Annotated in this window: 1 protein-coding gene (running past one end of the window); it reads right to left on the reverse strand. The window is 52.1% G+C overall.

Features of this window, described 5'->3' with window-relative positions; translation table 11 throughout:
• A protein-coding gene (locus tag NFR28_RS01390) for a DUF11 domain-containing protein (protein WP_251178049.1) crosses the window boundary here: on the reverse strand, window positions 1-17,145 show its 3' portion. Its footprint extends 12,897 nt past the window's final position; only the last 17,145 of its 30,042 coding nucleotides appear in the window; its start codon lies off the right edge, out of view — the gene reads right to left on this strand; the stop codon is at window positions 1-3.

A 17,145-nucleotide genomic window follows, 5' to 3' on the forward strand; every position in this document is an offset into this window, starting at 1 on the left:
TTATGAGTGCACCCTTTGGCATGCCTCACTACCCTCTTCGTCATCGCGGCGGCGCTTGATGACGGCAAGCGCCAACAGCAATGCCAATACAGCCAGCATGAACGTCAACATGGAGGTATCGCCTGTCTTGGGAAGCTTCATCAGCTTCGGCAAGTCTTTCAACAGCGGCGTCTCCTCTCCTGGCGTTGCAGGCGTCTCAGGCACATAAGGTGTCTCCGGATGCGGCGTCACAGGCGTATCTGGAGTTATCGGCTGTTCGGGGTCAACCGGCTCTTCGGGTTTGTAGATACCCAAGTCAACCGAACGACCAGCATCTGCATTCCAGCTACCATTCTGGAGCACGGTATACGCATGTCCATATGCATTCGGGCCTGCCGCGCGCGTACCAATTACTGGCAGCACATCGGTTACACCCTTTTCCTCAGGCGTAATTTCACCGAGGACATTCAGATGAGCATAGTCGTTGTCAAGGTTATCGTCAGATCCCACATGGATTGGAATGTATGACGTTCCCTCTGGCTTGTCCATGCGAATGCGATACTCGTATGGTTTGCCCTGCTCATCAACGAGCGGTAGACCATCAAAGCTATATTCGCCGTCTTCGTTTGTCCTACGCTGAGCTACCTGTGTCCACACGCCCTCATGCAAGATGCCGTCATCCTCCAAGCGCTCCAGCACCGGCTCGTCCTCATCTGCACCATCTTCAGCAGCCTCGTCATCAAGAGCGAAAGCACGCGCCATGTGCAGGCTTACCGTCTTCGTGTCTTCAGGTCCGACAGGATCGGTCGGCTCACTGGGGTCGGTCGACTCGCCAGGCTCTTCGGGTGTACCGGGCTCCTCAGGCGTGCCAGGTTCTTCAGGATCCGTCGGCTCCTCAGGCGTACCAGGCTCTTCGGGGTCCGTAGGCTCTTCAGGTGTGCCAGGCTCCTCAGGATCCGTTGGCTCTTCAGGCTTAGGCGTGTCGTCTATGTATTCTTCGATATAGCGCTCAGCAGCTTCAAGCGGCTCGCCCGTACCATCCAGATTTGAGCCTGCAGCACCGTCACCAATACGGCTCTTCCATCCCTGCTCAAGGGCATCAGCAACCGCAGTAGAGCGACGCTCAAGCACCACAGTCTGATCAGCAAGGCGTTCATCCTCTTCAGTCTGCAAACCATCCTGCTCAGGATCAAACCATACATGACCTGAAATCTGTGCAGTATTGAAATGCACTAAACCAGCGTCATTGTTATCCGAAGGATTAATGCCCGCGATTGACCAACGATGACCATCCGGTCCATCAATGAGCATCTCTTCAGCCTCGCCCGGCAATTGCAAAGTAGCCAACACAACCAAGCCATCAGTAGGATCATCAGGCATCATGCGCGTTGTGGCTTCATTGAGGTCAGAATCAACCGTCGTATCGCTACCGACATTAGCTGCAGTCACGCTGAACTCAGCAGGCACCTCAACCATGTTAACGCGATAGCCATAGACCACCATGACTTCCTCGTTATCGATAACCTGCAAACCAGTGGTTTCTAGCTCGTCGAACTTATACGTGCCATCAGCTGCCGTCAGCTGTTCGCGAACATACGCGTCTTCTTCTTCACTATCGTTGAAGGCCGCGTCGTAGACCCACGTTTCTTCGCCCGCATCGTTAACGCTATACCAATAACGCGTCAGCTTCATAGGCACGTTAGCAATGCCGCGCTCACCTTCATCAAAGGTTCCGCTCTGATCAGCATCGTTCCAAACGGTACCAGCAATATAGGCCGGCGAAGTCTCTTTCAAACCTGCATCGCCACCACGCTGCAAGCTCATGGGTCGAGGCGTATCGTAGGTCACGCCGTTGTAGCTATCCTCATATTGGTGACCATCGTCGCTTTGCGCTGCAACACCCACCAAGACATAACCGTCCGAACGAACCGCACCGCCCTCAATGAACTGCTCTGCCAGTTGCAACATGCCGTTCTCGTCACGATATACGTCAGAGTTCGTTCTTATCGGACTGCCTTGCACCTGGAAACGAGACGGCGCAAATCCTGCAGGTGTCGTACCCAGCGTCAGCCTATAACCTGCCAGATATACCTCATCCTCGGCACCCGGCGTTCCATAAGGCACGCATTGGCCATCAGCATCGAGCTGGACGAAGCTTGGCAGATCACCAAAGGTATACACACCCTGTATGTCGGTCATTGCACCACGTGCACCTAAAGGCATAGGCATCACAGAAATCTGCGGCGTATTTGAACCAGCCGGAATGTATCCAACCGAATTACCCGCACCACCAGCAAGAGTGGTGATCATCGTCGGTGCCAATGGCTCACCTGGCTCAACAACCTCACCAGGATTGTCGGGGTCCTCTGGGTTGTCGGGGTTATCTGGGTTGTCGGGGTCGCCTTCCTCACCAGGATCAACCGACGTCCCAGGCTCATCGGCTTGCACCTCAGGACCATCCTGTACAGAAGAGCCAGCCGTACGTGCCGTAATGGTGTAATTAGTAAGCGGGTTCAAACCACTAAATACCAGATTACCTTCTTCGTCAGGACGAACCCACTCAGCATTCTCTGCCGTCGGATCATCAAGCGTGTATTCCCAGCCGAATTCAGCATCATGACCACCCGGCGTACGAACCAGTGTCGCAGTTGTGCCGTCAACATCGAAATCACCTGAATCACCATAGAAGCCAATTGCGCCCTTCGTCAGGATCTTCATGGGCTGTTCGCAATAGACGTAACCATCTGCCGCATCTTCATCAGCGCGACGACAGCTCACCGCAAACTCAGTAGCAGGAACAACACCCATATCGGCAGTAAAGACACCTTCTTCTGCAGGCCATGGAGTTGCATTGCCACCATACCAGGTCACTCCATCAAGGCTGTATTCAATACCTTCAATAGGATGTACAACCGTAATGGTATCCTCGGTTGCCTTCAGGTCACCCACAAGCGGAGCGCCGTCACCAAAGCGCGTGTTGAGAACCCATTCGCCATCGTTATTGAGATAGTACTGCACCAAATAAACCGGCTGACCAGGAACGGCTGGCTCCAGCATGCTGAAGAACGCGTCCGGATCATCCAAATTAGTGCGAACATCGCGCAAACCATCGTAGTTCTGGTCATCCCAAACGATACCCTTAATGGTTGAGGTACCAAACGGACCAAAGCCACCATTCATGCGCGTTTCGTCTACACCAAAAGCAATGTCGAAGGACAAGCCGTTGCCCTCAATACGGTAGTCAGGCTGCGTACCTTCGTCAGCAAGCGAAGCCAAAACCAGACGGCCATCCAGCACCTGACGATCCTCATCAGTGTTGTGCTCACCCCATGCCAGTGCATAGTTGCCGCGATCCGCGTAGCCAACATTTTGCGTGAGCGTTGCGTCATTAATGCGATGTACCTTTGAGTTCGTTGCATCAGTATTACCCTCAGCATCTTCAACCTGAGAGCTCACCAACAAATTAGTAACAGGCAAACCAAGCACGCCTTCTGCGTCTTCGGTAGTTTCACCTTGTACTTCTACGGTGTAACCCAAAAGTGAGTAATCATCAGCATGATCAACAGGATCGCGGCGTGTTGAGACAAGCAAGTTCTCAAACGAGTAGTAGCCATCAGCATCAGTGGTTGTTGTTACCACTGAGCCCTCGCTTCCCAAACCAGCTTCTTCAAGCGTGATCCACTTCTGAGCAACTTCATCCCACAACCACGTGCGAAGGATAACGGTCTTGTTTGCCAGACCTGAACCTTCGTCGTTGCGCAGGCCGTCGTAATTCTTGTCAATCCACAAGTAACCCGAAATGGTCTGGAACGGAACATCCAACAATGCACCATGGTTGTACGCACGATCCGATCCATTTGCCAAGTCGTATTTCACCAAGCCAGTACGTGCAAGGTTAAACGTTTGATCGGCTTCAGAGAGCATATTCACCATGCCGTTGCCCGCAAGCTTTGTGCGACTCTCCTCATCAACACCCAAGCCCTTGTCTTGGTTTGCATTTTGCGAAGGCAGTGCACTTATTTCATTTGCCGGCACCGAGGTGGCATCCGCGGTATCCAGCAAAACGTCATACTCATCATCACCCATGAGATAAGCATTGCGAAGCACGAGGTCAGAGTCAACGGTGAAGTCATCGCCTTGCTGATACTTAGCAATGAGATATGCATTGAGCTTGTATTGCGGGTCGGTCACGCGAACGCGATAGGCATATATCACACCTTGGTTGTCCACGCGCGTCTGGGTAAAGAGGTCTTCAAAGCGATATACGCCATCTTGCTCTTCACCATCAGGACCTATGCCGGTTGCGGTCAGCTGGCTGTGTCCAGCCTCATCAGAACCAACACCTGTTTGATTATCTTGCTCATATGCTTCCCAGTCGCCCCAAGCGGGATCGGGTACCCAATCACCAGCTGCATCATCAAAGTAGTAGCGCTCCAAGGTCACACGAATGCCGTTGCGTCCCTCTTCTGCCTGAGACTTGGGGTCATCAGGATCTGCATCATTTTGGATACCGTCATTGTTTGCGTCAGTCCAAATTACACCAACAATGTCACGCTGCGGAGCCGGTAACTCACCAACGTCGCCACCTGCAACCGTCCGCTCTCCATCTTCGTTGGTGCGCGCCGTCAGCCAGTCATAGGTCACACTGCCGGTCTTTCCAACTGCAACTTCACTTCCCGCTATGCTTACACGAGATCCATGACCGGTGCGAGCATCGGTAGTGGTGTCAGCCAAAATGATCTGGCCTTCATGAGCACGTGTACCTACTGTGCGGTTATTTGCGTTGAAGAACTCACGTCCTTGTAACGGCAGACCAGCACCCGTGTCAACAAAGGTGTCGGACACATCAGAGTCAGTTGCCAGTGACAACGCACCATCAGTTCCTCCATCTTTGTCCTCTTCGGCTGTAGCATGGTAGCGAGATAACAACCAGTGATTGCCATCTTCTACTTTGAGGTTTGCCAAGCGAATACGATAGCCTGCCAAGAAGTGCTCACCCTCGTCATTGGTGTAGGCAGTCGGCAAATTATCAAAGACATATTCGCCGTCTTCGTTGGTCAGTACGGTTACCGTACCATCTTTTGCCACACCATCGGTAACGACAGGAGCCATAACGCCTGTAGCATTGCCCTCCTCATCAAAGGTCATCTGCGAGGTTCGACTATCTTCACCAAAGCGTTCGTTCATGAACCAATGACCGTTAACGCCGTCTTCGTTGGTCCTGCTTGGATCGTAGTACCACTGCGTCATGACAACAGCTTGATCAGGTACGCCAGGCTCATCTTCGGCGTAGGTGCCGTCATCATTTTTCGCTTGCAAGCCATCATAATTATCGTCTTGCCATACGCGACCAGTTACCTCTGAGCGCGGAACCTCAACAAGACCCGCATCCCAATGATCAATACGATTTGCGGTGGACAGGTCATATTGCATGAGCGCGCCACCTTGGCGAATAACCGAAATATACTCATCAGAAGTATCTTCAGTTACCTCACCTGCAACAACGATCATAGAGTTAAACGCCGTCTCGTCACGATCGGTGGCCGCACCGTCCTCGTTAAAGTAGTACGCCAGGCCGCCACCAAATGGACCAGAGATGAGAGCGCGCGAATTAATATCAGAGTCACGCTCTTCGTCGGTAACCATGACGTCGCCCGACTCATTGAGTGTCTTTGCGCTATTGCGCAAGGTCACACCCCAGTCTTGGGAATGATTCTTGAGCAGCGAACGGTCAATGCGAATACGATATCCCGCCAAATACTTCGGCTTGTTGTCCTCTGCCATGGTGGGAGGTGCTTCGGGGTCAGCTACATAAGTGGAAATGCCCTTGAACACATACTGGCCAGATGGCGTAGTTGCCTGAACGAGATTATTAGGCTGCTTATCAGCAGGAACCAAAACCCATTCACCGCGACCAAGCAGGTTGTCGGATGCGGTCGTGCCACCAACATGACCCGTCGGGCGCCACCAGTATTGCTCAAGCGATACCTGCACGCCGCCAATGCCGCTTTCGAGCGAACCTTGAACGCCGTCATAGTTTTCGTCATTCCATACATAGTTGCCCAGATAGCCCTTCGTACCATCAACCCAGCCAAAGGCCAGCTTGCGATAGTAGCGATATCCCAGCCACGTATTGTTGTTGTCTTCCATGACTGCCACGCCTGCAGCGTTTGTGGGTACTTGTGCCAAGAACGGCTTGGTCTGACCAATGCCACCTTCGTAGCGCAAGTCGTTATCCCACACGTTTGAACCTGCTGCCGGGAGTGCCAAAGCATCATCATTCCACGTGTATACCGTGGGCTTCAACAAACGCGGACGCAAGTCTTCGCAGGTAATGACATAGTACTTATCCGGCTTGAGGCGGAAGCTGAATTCGCCATTTGCGTTTGAATCACGCGACGCCTTGTTGCCATCAGCGTCAATAGCTGCCTCGTCTTTCCACGTATCAGTGAGCGGATCGTATTCATGTACAGTAACCCGCATATTTTGCAGGCGAAGCTCGCGCTGCTGTTTGCCTGACGTCATCGGATCGGCAGCACTCATGTCAATGCCAACGTAGTCTAAGACACCATTGATGTCATCGGGATCCTCTTCGGTTTGATCATCAAGCATGTCATCGCGGAATACCACACCTGTATAGGTAACAGGACGAGCAATTCCCACGTCATAGCTGGTTGCACGCGCATCATAGCGCTTATGCACCAAGTCTGGCTGACCAGCCTCGAAGGCATCCTTGTCATATTCAACAGCTTTAACATCAATAGCGTTTTGTGTAGTTACAACCATCTGGTTGTTGTCGCGCGTAACCAGTAACGGGTTGCGTGCATCATCAGGACCGGTGATCTTTGTTGTGAGTGAGTACTGGCAGTATTCACGCGGGAACGTGAAGCGCAGCTTATACTTGCCTGGCTTCAAGTTAGACAAGATCCAATAGCCCTTGTTGTCATAGTAGTCAGACTCGGTTACATAACTATACGGCTCACCAGTTGTTGCACCAATGTAACCATCAAGTTCGTTACGCAGCGGCACACCAGTACGCGGATCAGCCACAACCCATGCATCCTCAAAGTTGGTCAGCTCGTCGTTGCGAAGTACAGCAACTTCGCCATCACGGTTACACGGCAAACCATATTCGTTCAGCAACTCAACCTTGACGCCGTTGATGCCTGGATCTTCTACCTTGCCATCAAAGTTGACGTCTTCCAAGATGTCAGCGGTATGCAATCCGTCCCCATAGAGGCCTGTCCACTGACCAGTCTCATCGTCAACCGTCTTATCGGTAGAGATCAGGAAGCGTCCGTTTGCTGCCTGGTGATAGGTGGTTTCACGACCAAGTGCATCCTTAACCGTGTCACCTAACGTGTCATTTTGCAAGCCATCCCAATCCGGATCCATCCAGACATAATCGCCAAGATAGCCACGATCGTCAGGTGCGTTAACAAAAACACCAGCCTGGCTCACTTCGCGAAGCTCAACAAGCTCATCATTTCCGCTCATGCGACCATTTGTGGTAACGCGCTGTGCGTAGGTATTCCACTGGGTCACCTCAGCCAAACGCTCTGCCAAATCAGGATTGAGGTCTGGTTGAGAAATATCAAGGTTCATGTCGAAGATCGGGTCACCTGTGAGGTTGCCGGTGTACTTCGGCAAGTTGAGCGGGGTGTGTAAGCGATACTGCAGCGTTACATAACCTTGCGGAGGCAAGTTGATGTTGTCGTCGGTGAGCTTACCCCAAACAAAGCGGATAGACTTCAGCAGCTTATCAGCCTCGGTTGGATGTGCCTCAATATAGTCTTTCAGCGTATTGACGTTCACCATATTAATGGTAGTCATATCAGCATCCGTGGCACTCTTTTCACCCATCCAGTTGATGATATTACGCTGCTCAAAGGGGTCTCCACCCATAGCATAGGGCATTGTCATGCCCGCTTCAGAAAGCGGAACCAACTGAGAACCACGTGTGGCAATCGGTCCTACCCACACGCTTGCTTCGCTTCCATCAATAGCAAGCACGCGACCCTCAGGGTTATCTTCGTCACGCGGATCAACCAGAATCATCTCGATAGAATCAAGATCTTGCATCCAGCCATTCCACGTTGAATTACGCTGAACAGGCTCTTTGTTGTTCAGCTGACTAACCTGTGTGTCTCCCACATACGGCATAACATCCATAAATGCTGTGCGGATGTATCCATTTGCCTTCTCCTCGTCGCCACCTTCATTAATGGCATCCAAGGTATAGGAGTAGTCCGAACCTTCAGGTGCTGCTGCCGGGCCGTTTACGTCTTTGTTAAAGCGCGTATTCAGATCTGTAGTGGACACCTTCGATTGGCTGATGGTCTCACGCGTTGCAAAGCCAATAGCTTCAAGCTGCATGGTGATCATCTTTTGGTCAGTCTTGCTATCCAAGTTTGCGTCGAAGGAGTCGCGTTCCAAAGCAACCTTGTTTTTCGACGTCTGAACAGCAGGAACGTAGCCGGTAAAGTTACCGTCTTTGTAGCCATATCCGGTTGTACGCAGAAGTTCTTGTGCCAATGCAGAGTTAGCATCGGAGCGAATGGGCATCAAAAGCTCAATAACGACCGCTTGACCCATGTCCAAACTACCGCGACGAGGAGTGCCATCGGAATATGGCTGACCCGAGAAGCGCCAGTTCATGAACTTGCGATTGTACTTCGACGTAGCAGAAGCAATCTTGTCTTCCACCAAAAGGTCTCCGCCAACCTTTGGATTGGAAAGTTGTGCATCAGATGAACCAAGCTCATCAACGGGTGTTTGCGTCTGCAAGTCATCCGACACATTTACGATGTGATATGTCCACATCGGCGTGGTGCTATTGAGGTTGTGGGCGGGCTCTTCAACTACATCGTTGTAGAGAATCTCCCAAACCGGATCACCGTTCTCATCCATAACCTGATTGCCGTCAGCATCAAGGACCGGAATCTTGTTGCCATCACCATCAAGCATATACATTGGCTTGCCATCAGGTCCAAGCAAAGGTTCACGCGTAATGACAGCATCTGAGCGATAATCCAAGCTCAACGGATGAGTTGACTTCGAAGCCTCTGAATAAGGAACATAGGTAAAGCCATCAGATGTCAAAGCCGAAGCTGCACCGTAACCTTCAATGAAGGGGAACAGCAACGAAATTTGCGGGTTGGTACAGTAGTCAACCTGCGGTTTGCCTTGTACACCTAACGCCTCAGCCTGCTCAGCTGATAAGTTCGTCAAGGTAATTTGATAACGAAGCATGCGCGAGCTGGTGGGGTCGATCGCCAAGTCGTTCGATACCCATGAATATGACGAATTCCAGCTACCAATAAAGTATGACTGCACCATATCAAGCTTCAAGAACGGGAACTCCGGATCGCGGAAGAAGCCCGCACGGTCACGCTCGGTTTCAACGAATTTCGTATCGTCATAGCGCGGTGTTGCACTGACGAAGTGGTTGATGTGCGAAGCGGTGGTCCACTCGGTTGCATCTCCCTCAGCCAACAGCGCAATGCCATCAGCCTCAGTACCGGATGCATACAGATGCGAATTGATGCGCGTCATGTTATAGAGCGGCATATCCGGAATAGGACGCTGCTGAACAGACGGGTCTTCGCTGATGAGCGTCTGACTCAAAATACCTGCGGCATTCTTGGTGATGCTATCAGGCATGACGGTGCCGTTCTTGATGATCTTGTTGCCGTCGTCATCCAAGATGTATTCACCATTTGACATGGTGTAGTATTCCCAACCCGTATTATGGCGGCCAGGATCCACGTCATCAGGCTCTTGCGAACCAGCTGTCGCGTCGATGGTGTCTTGCGATGCGTCGTTGTCCGGCAATGCGTCAACCGCCAAACGGAAACCATGCGGTACCGCTGTGCGATGCGACTCATAGTCAGAATTGATATTGCCGTCTTCGCCAACTGCCTTGATAACCCAACGCACTTGCTTGACGTCTTCGTTGGCACCATTGTTGATCATGATGGTGGTATTGGTCTTGTCAGAGACCTTATAACCTGTGGTAGAACCAACCATCTGCCAGGTGCCTTTTGCGTTGTCTGCCGTATTCGGGTCAGAAATGTCATCTTCGCCGTAGAAATAATCACGGTCAGCATCGGTTCCTGCAAGCGCATAGTTTTCATGATCCTGATAGGTAGAACCATTTTGCTCATCAAAGCCAGAGTTGGTGATGGTGGGATTGGCGGACGCCTTGCGAACATAGACGAATACGCGCAGCTTAGATTCAGTTACTGCAGCTTCGTTCGCCGGAACGCGTTTAGCACCAGCAGTTCCTTCCTCTACCTCATCACCTGCGGCATTGACATACTTATACTCAGCGCCGGGCACTTCCCAAACACCAGTTTGAACACGACGAATGTTAGGCTCAATGCGACCAATTGCCATGTCGGTACTCTGGAATGGCGCATCGGATACCGAAGAGCCACCCGTTGACCAGAAGGGCACTTGCCAATCCACAATAAAGCTGTTCACCGCACCACCAGTATTGATGGCCTGCGTGATATAGAACTGGTTAGAACCGCCATCGTGTCCGTCTTCTGCCAACTTAACGTTGGGGAAGCGCGGGTCTGTCAGCGGCTGACGCAGGATGGCAGTATCAGCGCGAACGCTTGCCATAGGCTTACGTACGCGGAACCAGCCAGCACGTGCAGAGATATAAACGTCGTCATAGAGACTATCTTTGTCATAGTCAATAGCATCGATGTTTTCACCTGTTACCACGTCAATAAACGCGCCGCGGTCATAGTATTTCGTACTTGCGGTCTGGAACAGGGCAGGTTTTTGAGCTGCGAAGTCAGCCACACCATATTCGCCAAGCGGATCAGCCGGGCGCGTATCTTTATACGCCGTCGTACCACGCTTAGATTCGTCAGCATACGAATCTGAATAGGTGTGAGTCCAATCCCCATCACCCATCCATTCAAGCTGACGATCCTCAGAGGTGTAGTAAGCATCCGACATATCGCCATCCCAAGAACGGATGGTATTCATTTGCTCTTGATAGCTTACTGCGCGACCGTCATTGACGGCACCTTCAGTTGCCGTGTCTTCTGAACCGAGGTTATCAACGCGCGTGCGCAACTTCACCGTGATGACGTCTTGATAGCCAAACCAGCCATCCGGATGCACGCCGGCCCAATATGCAGAAAGCAAGTTGTCATGCTTGTCGAATTCCTCGTCAGTTGCATCATCAGGAGCAGCAAGCTCGATAACGATGGTCTCACCTTCATGCGACTTTGACTTGATGGTCTCATCGCTCACAAGATCATTAGGATCATCGCGATCGGGTTTGCCATAGTCTTTGTTGGTGAAGTTATTCTCATCATAGTCAGGCTGATAGGTGATATTAACTGTCCATCCCTGTGCAATCAGCTGTTTTGGCGTGAGCTTCTCATGCACAAAGGTGCCCGTATGCCTATCTTTATAGGTGCGCTCAACGTAGAACGAATAGTCGTCGCCCTCGTAGTTAGCCAGATAACGCTCAAAGACGCTTAAGTTCTCGTCTGCGGCATTATCCATAAGCTTGTCATGATCGAAGAAGGTAACTTCTTTGGGCAAATTAATGGCGAACACCAAGCGGCCATGGTTGATGGCGCCCTGTCCACCAACACCGGCAGTACCATTGGGGTTCGACGCACGAAGCGTTGCTGCAAACCAGGGCGTCTCGTTATACTCGAGCGGCTTTTCAGCGTCTCCCTGCGCGCTTACCGTGCCATCGTTATTCATTACGTTGTTGGCTTGTGCGCCGCGACCGGTGCTACCTGATGTTGGGACGCCATACCAAGCACTTCTTCCGGCATTCGCGCCCGGAAGCTCAGAAGCTGCAAGGGTTGCACTCCACGTTGATTCGTCGCTATCAAGCGGACGATCAGACGGATCCATCTCAACTTCGTAGTTCGAACTGAGCGTCGGTGCCATGAAGCGTACCTTCAAGGTGCAATAAGCACCACCGTCAACATGGGTGGCAGCTGTGCCAAGATTCGCCGCAACAAAAGGTTCTGTCACACTTGCCACATTATTGCCGTTCAAATTATTCGTGGTAGCAGCCGACAAACCTACCTGCGTGCGATAGGTATAGTCAGAAGCGTTCAGACCGGCGTTACCTGCAGGTCCTACTAATCCAACGCTGTTCAGGCCGCTGCCAAAGGTGCCACCCGACTCGGTGTATTTGCCATAGTAGCCAGTAAGCGGGTTGTTTTGCACGCCTTCGACCGTCTGCGTTCCGTCGTTGTAATAGTTACGCGGAAGGGTACCGGTCTGCGTGAAGTAAGAACCGTTGCCGCTTCCGTATGCCGCATGCTGGACATAAGGCTTGTTGAAGCCATCGGTCTCATATACCAGCTGACCTGGGCGGTTTACATCGTAGGTGATGTAGTCTTGCAAGTCGTTATGCAGAACAGCCGAACCGCTATATCCGGGAGGACGACCATAGCTGTAGTGATCTTGCCACGGACCGTACTGATAACGATATGAAGCGATAGGCGCGTCAAGACGCATATCGTAGTTACGATCGGTCACATGGTGGTTGTTGCCCGACGAGGTCTCACCACGATAACGAGCCGGAGCACCCACCGTGTAGGGGTTGCCGGAGATATCAGTGTCAGCCAAGAACTTGTAGCCGGTCATCTTTGAGGTGACATACGTGCGAATGTTACCGCTTGAGCGTGCCGCCTCAGTGTTGTTGGGCTCTTCTGGCCAATCGGGTTCATCGGATACCGCGATATCAAACTTAAACGTATCCATGTCATAGGCATCAATACGCTGCTCATCTGCGTCTGCGTGATCCAAGTCATCGCCATTAGCAATAAAGCGAATGACGAAGCGATATTCAAGGTCTTCGCCCTCTATTTGATACTCGGGCGACACCTGCTCATAGGTAACCGTTGCCGTGAAGTTTTGCTTTTTCCACTCATCGGTTTGGTTGTTGTTGGTTACCTGTGCGGTGTTGCCGCGCTGTGCATTGGTGGACAGGGCAATATCCCAGTCTTCCAACTCAAAGGGTTGTTCAACGTCGACCCACTTACCATACGGAGCGCGCGTGGTGCGATGCACCGGCACAACACCCTTCGGGAGCACCGTTGTAACAACTGGCAGTACCAGTGAGCCTTTTTGTCCACCGTTAGTTGAGTAACTTGCCGTGCGCTGTTCTTGTACCCAATTCTCCCATGAGTAGCGTGCATAGCTATCCCACCAGTAACGATTCTCAACATGAATGTTCAGCTGGCGCGTTGCCGTTTCTGCTGCCATGTAGTAATCGGTTGATGGACCTGAGATACCATTTTCGCCGATGGTATTCCACACGCGAACGAGCGGCTGACGCTGTACGGCTCGCGTGCCCGTCTCGGCATAGATGGTCGTTTCGCCATTGGTAGTAATACCGCCACCTGAACGCATGCTCGGCGCTGTTGCAAATGCCGTGGTGTCAGATGCCGCGGCTTGTTCAAGCACAACTGCAACTGCGTTTCCAAGCGTATTGGCTGCAAAGGTGCTCATCGAAGCAGTAGAGGCTTCTGGCATTTGTGCATGCTCATCAGGATTGGTGTCGGGATCAGGATCAGGCTCGGGCTCAGGCTCGGGTGCCGGCAGTGCTTCGCCAAGCGTTACCGTTGTGCTCTGAGCGTCGCCACCCTCTTCGACAACTGAATTGGTAAGCGTGGTGTCGCCTTCCTGGATCACATATGAGTAGCTCACCTGCGTGGCTTGACCAACCTCAGCACTTTGCAGCGTAAAGGCGACCTCATGATTATCAGGAATCACGACGCGATCAAACGGCGGCCACGGCAGCTCAGGATCCCAGCCATCGGGTGCCGGACCATCAAGCGGCGAAAGCTCGCCGGTACCAGGGTTCTTAAAGTAGAGTTCGCCGGTATCGGGATCTTCGTAGTAACCATCCGGGTAGACCACGTCATCGCGCTCCGGATTCTCAATCACGGTATAGTCAACGCCATCGGCAAAGGTCAAAAGCTCCGCATTGCCTGAGAACGTATCCGTAACCGCAACTTCACCGGTAGCAACGTTGCCGTTATTGGTAAGCGATACGGTGTAGGTCAGCGTGTCGCCAACTTCAGGAGTCAACGCAGCCGCCTCGTCAGCATTGCCTGACGTCTTAGACAGCGACACTTCTTTCGTGAGCGAGTAATCATGATTATCAGCAACGGCAATGGATGTCTTTTGGGACTCATCATCGCCAATTGAGTTGGTGATAAGCGTGTCGTCTGCCTTAATGGTGTAAGCATAGCTTACCGATGACGAAGTGCCCGCTTTAGTGGCCGGCATCGTGATCGTAGCGGTATTGTCCGCACGCTCAACTTGAGTTGCCTCGTCAAAGACCAGGTCATCTACATTTCCTGAGAATGTGTCGATGATCTGCATCTCATCGGTGTCAATTTGACCGGTGTTATTGAGCGTGACGGTATAACGAATAGTGTCGCCAGCTTGTGCGGTGTCAGCCATGTCCGGATCGGTATTAGAAGCCGCCTTCTCAAGCACATAGGACTTGGCGAAGTTGTACTCCATGTTGTTGTCAACACCCGGCTCATCGCTGTCGTCTTTGTCGTATCCGCCGCCTGATCCAGTGCCTGACCAGGAGCTGTCGGTATTCGTAGCGCCCTTGTATGCCAAGCCCCACAAATTATCGATATCATTGGCAACCACCGAGCCCATCGGATTGCCCGTGTCGGTGCGCACCGTGAGGTTTTGGATGGTATAGCCATTGATGGCAGGCATGTTGGGAGAGCCAGACTGCTGCTGGTAGCTGCCTGCTGAAATATGACGCGTGCGAATGGAATACTTGTAGTCCATGCCATAGGGTTGCATGTTCTTATAGCCGGTTGCAGCGCGACCTTCAAAATGATCAACGTCGAAAATCTGATAGTACGCACTTGAACGCGATGGCTCTTCCCCGCCCATAGTGTCATCACCAATAGGCTTGGTGTCAATCGGACGAGTCAAGACACGGTCATACCACGCGCCACTTTCGTTGTTCGCGAACACATGCGATGCCAAGTTAACAGCAATTTGATATCCGTAATCGCCATAGGCGTCAGGGTCGGCTTGGTTGTTGGCACGGTTGTCAGCATTGCGTGCATACCACTTGCCCAGATCCTTGTTGACTTTGATCTTGACTACCCACGGCTGCGAGCTATCGCGATAAGCAGCGTCATGCATGGTCGTGGCCGTTGAGGGGTTATTCGAATAGGTTGACTTCGCCGTATCAGCCGCCAAGTCATCGGTGCTTAGCAGACGAGCATTGCTTCCCTTGCGATACGACGCCGTATCTTGCGATGCTGACGGAGCACGATAGCCCTTGTCTTCGCTTGCTGGAGATTGTACAACCTCAATAGAAACGAGGCTCTGGTCAATTTGCTCCCAGGTTACACCGCTCAGATATGCATCATCACCTTCGCCAGCAGGAGATCCCTTGCCGGTCATGAGATACGCCTTGGCCGTTGCCTCTGAATTCATGAGGGCAGTTAGTGCGTCCAAATCACTTACGTCAATGGAATCCGCCGCATCGTCAGCCATGAACTTCGGCTCAACACCACGCGGCATAATATAGGTAAATTCAATACCGTCCAACGTACGGTCGCCATAGTTATATGCACGCAGTTGCGCGGTGAAGTCTTGGTTGTATTCAAGCGCGGTGGTGTACTGGTCGTTGAGCGTACCACGACGATCACGCAGCCACTGACCTGCATAATCGGTGTCACCCACACGCCACCAATAGCGACCATCAACACCACTGTCATACTTGCGAGCACTCTTCAAGTCAGAGCCTTCAGTTTGCGAAATGAAGTCAGATGACGTTGCCAACCAGGCCTTTTGCAGATGCACACGCGTCTCTGACCACACCAGTGGCGTCTCAGATGCCCAGCGTTCGGTGCGGTTGGTTACATCACCTTGTGTACGCGGTTGCGTGACATAGGAATAATAGGTGCGCAGCTCGCGGTTCGTGAAGGCAGAACCACCGTCGTTTGCGCGCGCACTTGGACCTTCGTTAGCGCTTCCGCTATCCCACCAGTTCTCATAGCGGGTATTTGAAGGCAGCAAGTCCATGCTTTCAGCAACGCTTCCACTAAACGGACGCGGAGTATAGCGAACCTGCTGATAGTTACGTGCGGTACGGATGTCTTCGTCCATAAAGACGATGCGCGGGTTGCCGTATGAGTCGCGGTTCTGACCACCATTAACACCCCAGTTATTCACATCCCACCAGGCGTAATAGTAATTGATATTGGTTGCTACACCCGGAATATAGGTAAGCGAACCGTCAAACATCTCCCACGTGTCAGTCTGCTCTGGCTTGTCGCCTGAGAATGCTGCATCCAAATGGAGCGAATCGAGATCCATCATGACCGAGCCATTATTGACATACGTTGCCGATGACGCCTCATTGTTTAAGCTGATTGCGCCGCCATTGAGCGGGTTGATGCGTCCAGCAGCAGAGTTGGAATAGGCGTAGTCATAGTAGTAGTACTCACCCATGCGCGGGAAGTATGCCGGCTCAAGCCCTGTGTTGTTGAGTGAACCAGTGCCCGTGCCGCTTCCAAGCTGGTTATAAACCTGTGGCAGACCATCCAATGCAGAGCGCACCGGATAGTACAACTCGATAGTGTCGCCTACTTCCATGCGTGTGCTACCAGGAGTTGTGTCGTCCACAGGACGCGTTGCTTCGTCTTCGGGCGTGATGATCGAACCACCTTGACCAGGCGTATCAGCCTCCCACGAAATCTTAAACAACGTATAGGTAGTGCTGCGCGAAACATCTTTTGCCGTGGGGTTTAAGTCGCTAAAGATACGATATGAACCAGCACCGCCAGAGGTGTAGACCATTGAGCCGCCAAAGTCAGGCTGTTCAAAGTCAGTATAGGTATCAACCGCTTCAACTTTCAGATGCATTCCGGTTGTGCGGCTTGCCAACACATCTTTACCGTTGCGGTCTTTCCAGCTCACCGTCACTTTATTAAGTAAGTAATCCGCATCGATCTCTTCAGACTCATCTGTCTTGAGGTAATCGACCGGAACGAGCTCATAGAACACCGGGTTGAACAGTTCGCCCTCCAACTGACGAATGCCTGGGTTGGTGTTCTTAGGCACGTTGATGAGCGTGTTTTTGTAATAGAACTTCTCGCCAGGAATGTAGCCCGTCTTTTG

The organism is Adlercreutzia agrestimuris, assembly GCF_943193125.1.
In the GTDB taxonomy this organism is placed as follows: Bacteria; Actinomycetota; Coriobacteriia; order Coriobacteriales; family Eggerthellaceae; genus Xiamenia; species Xiamenia agrestimuris.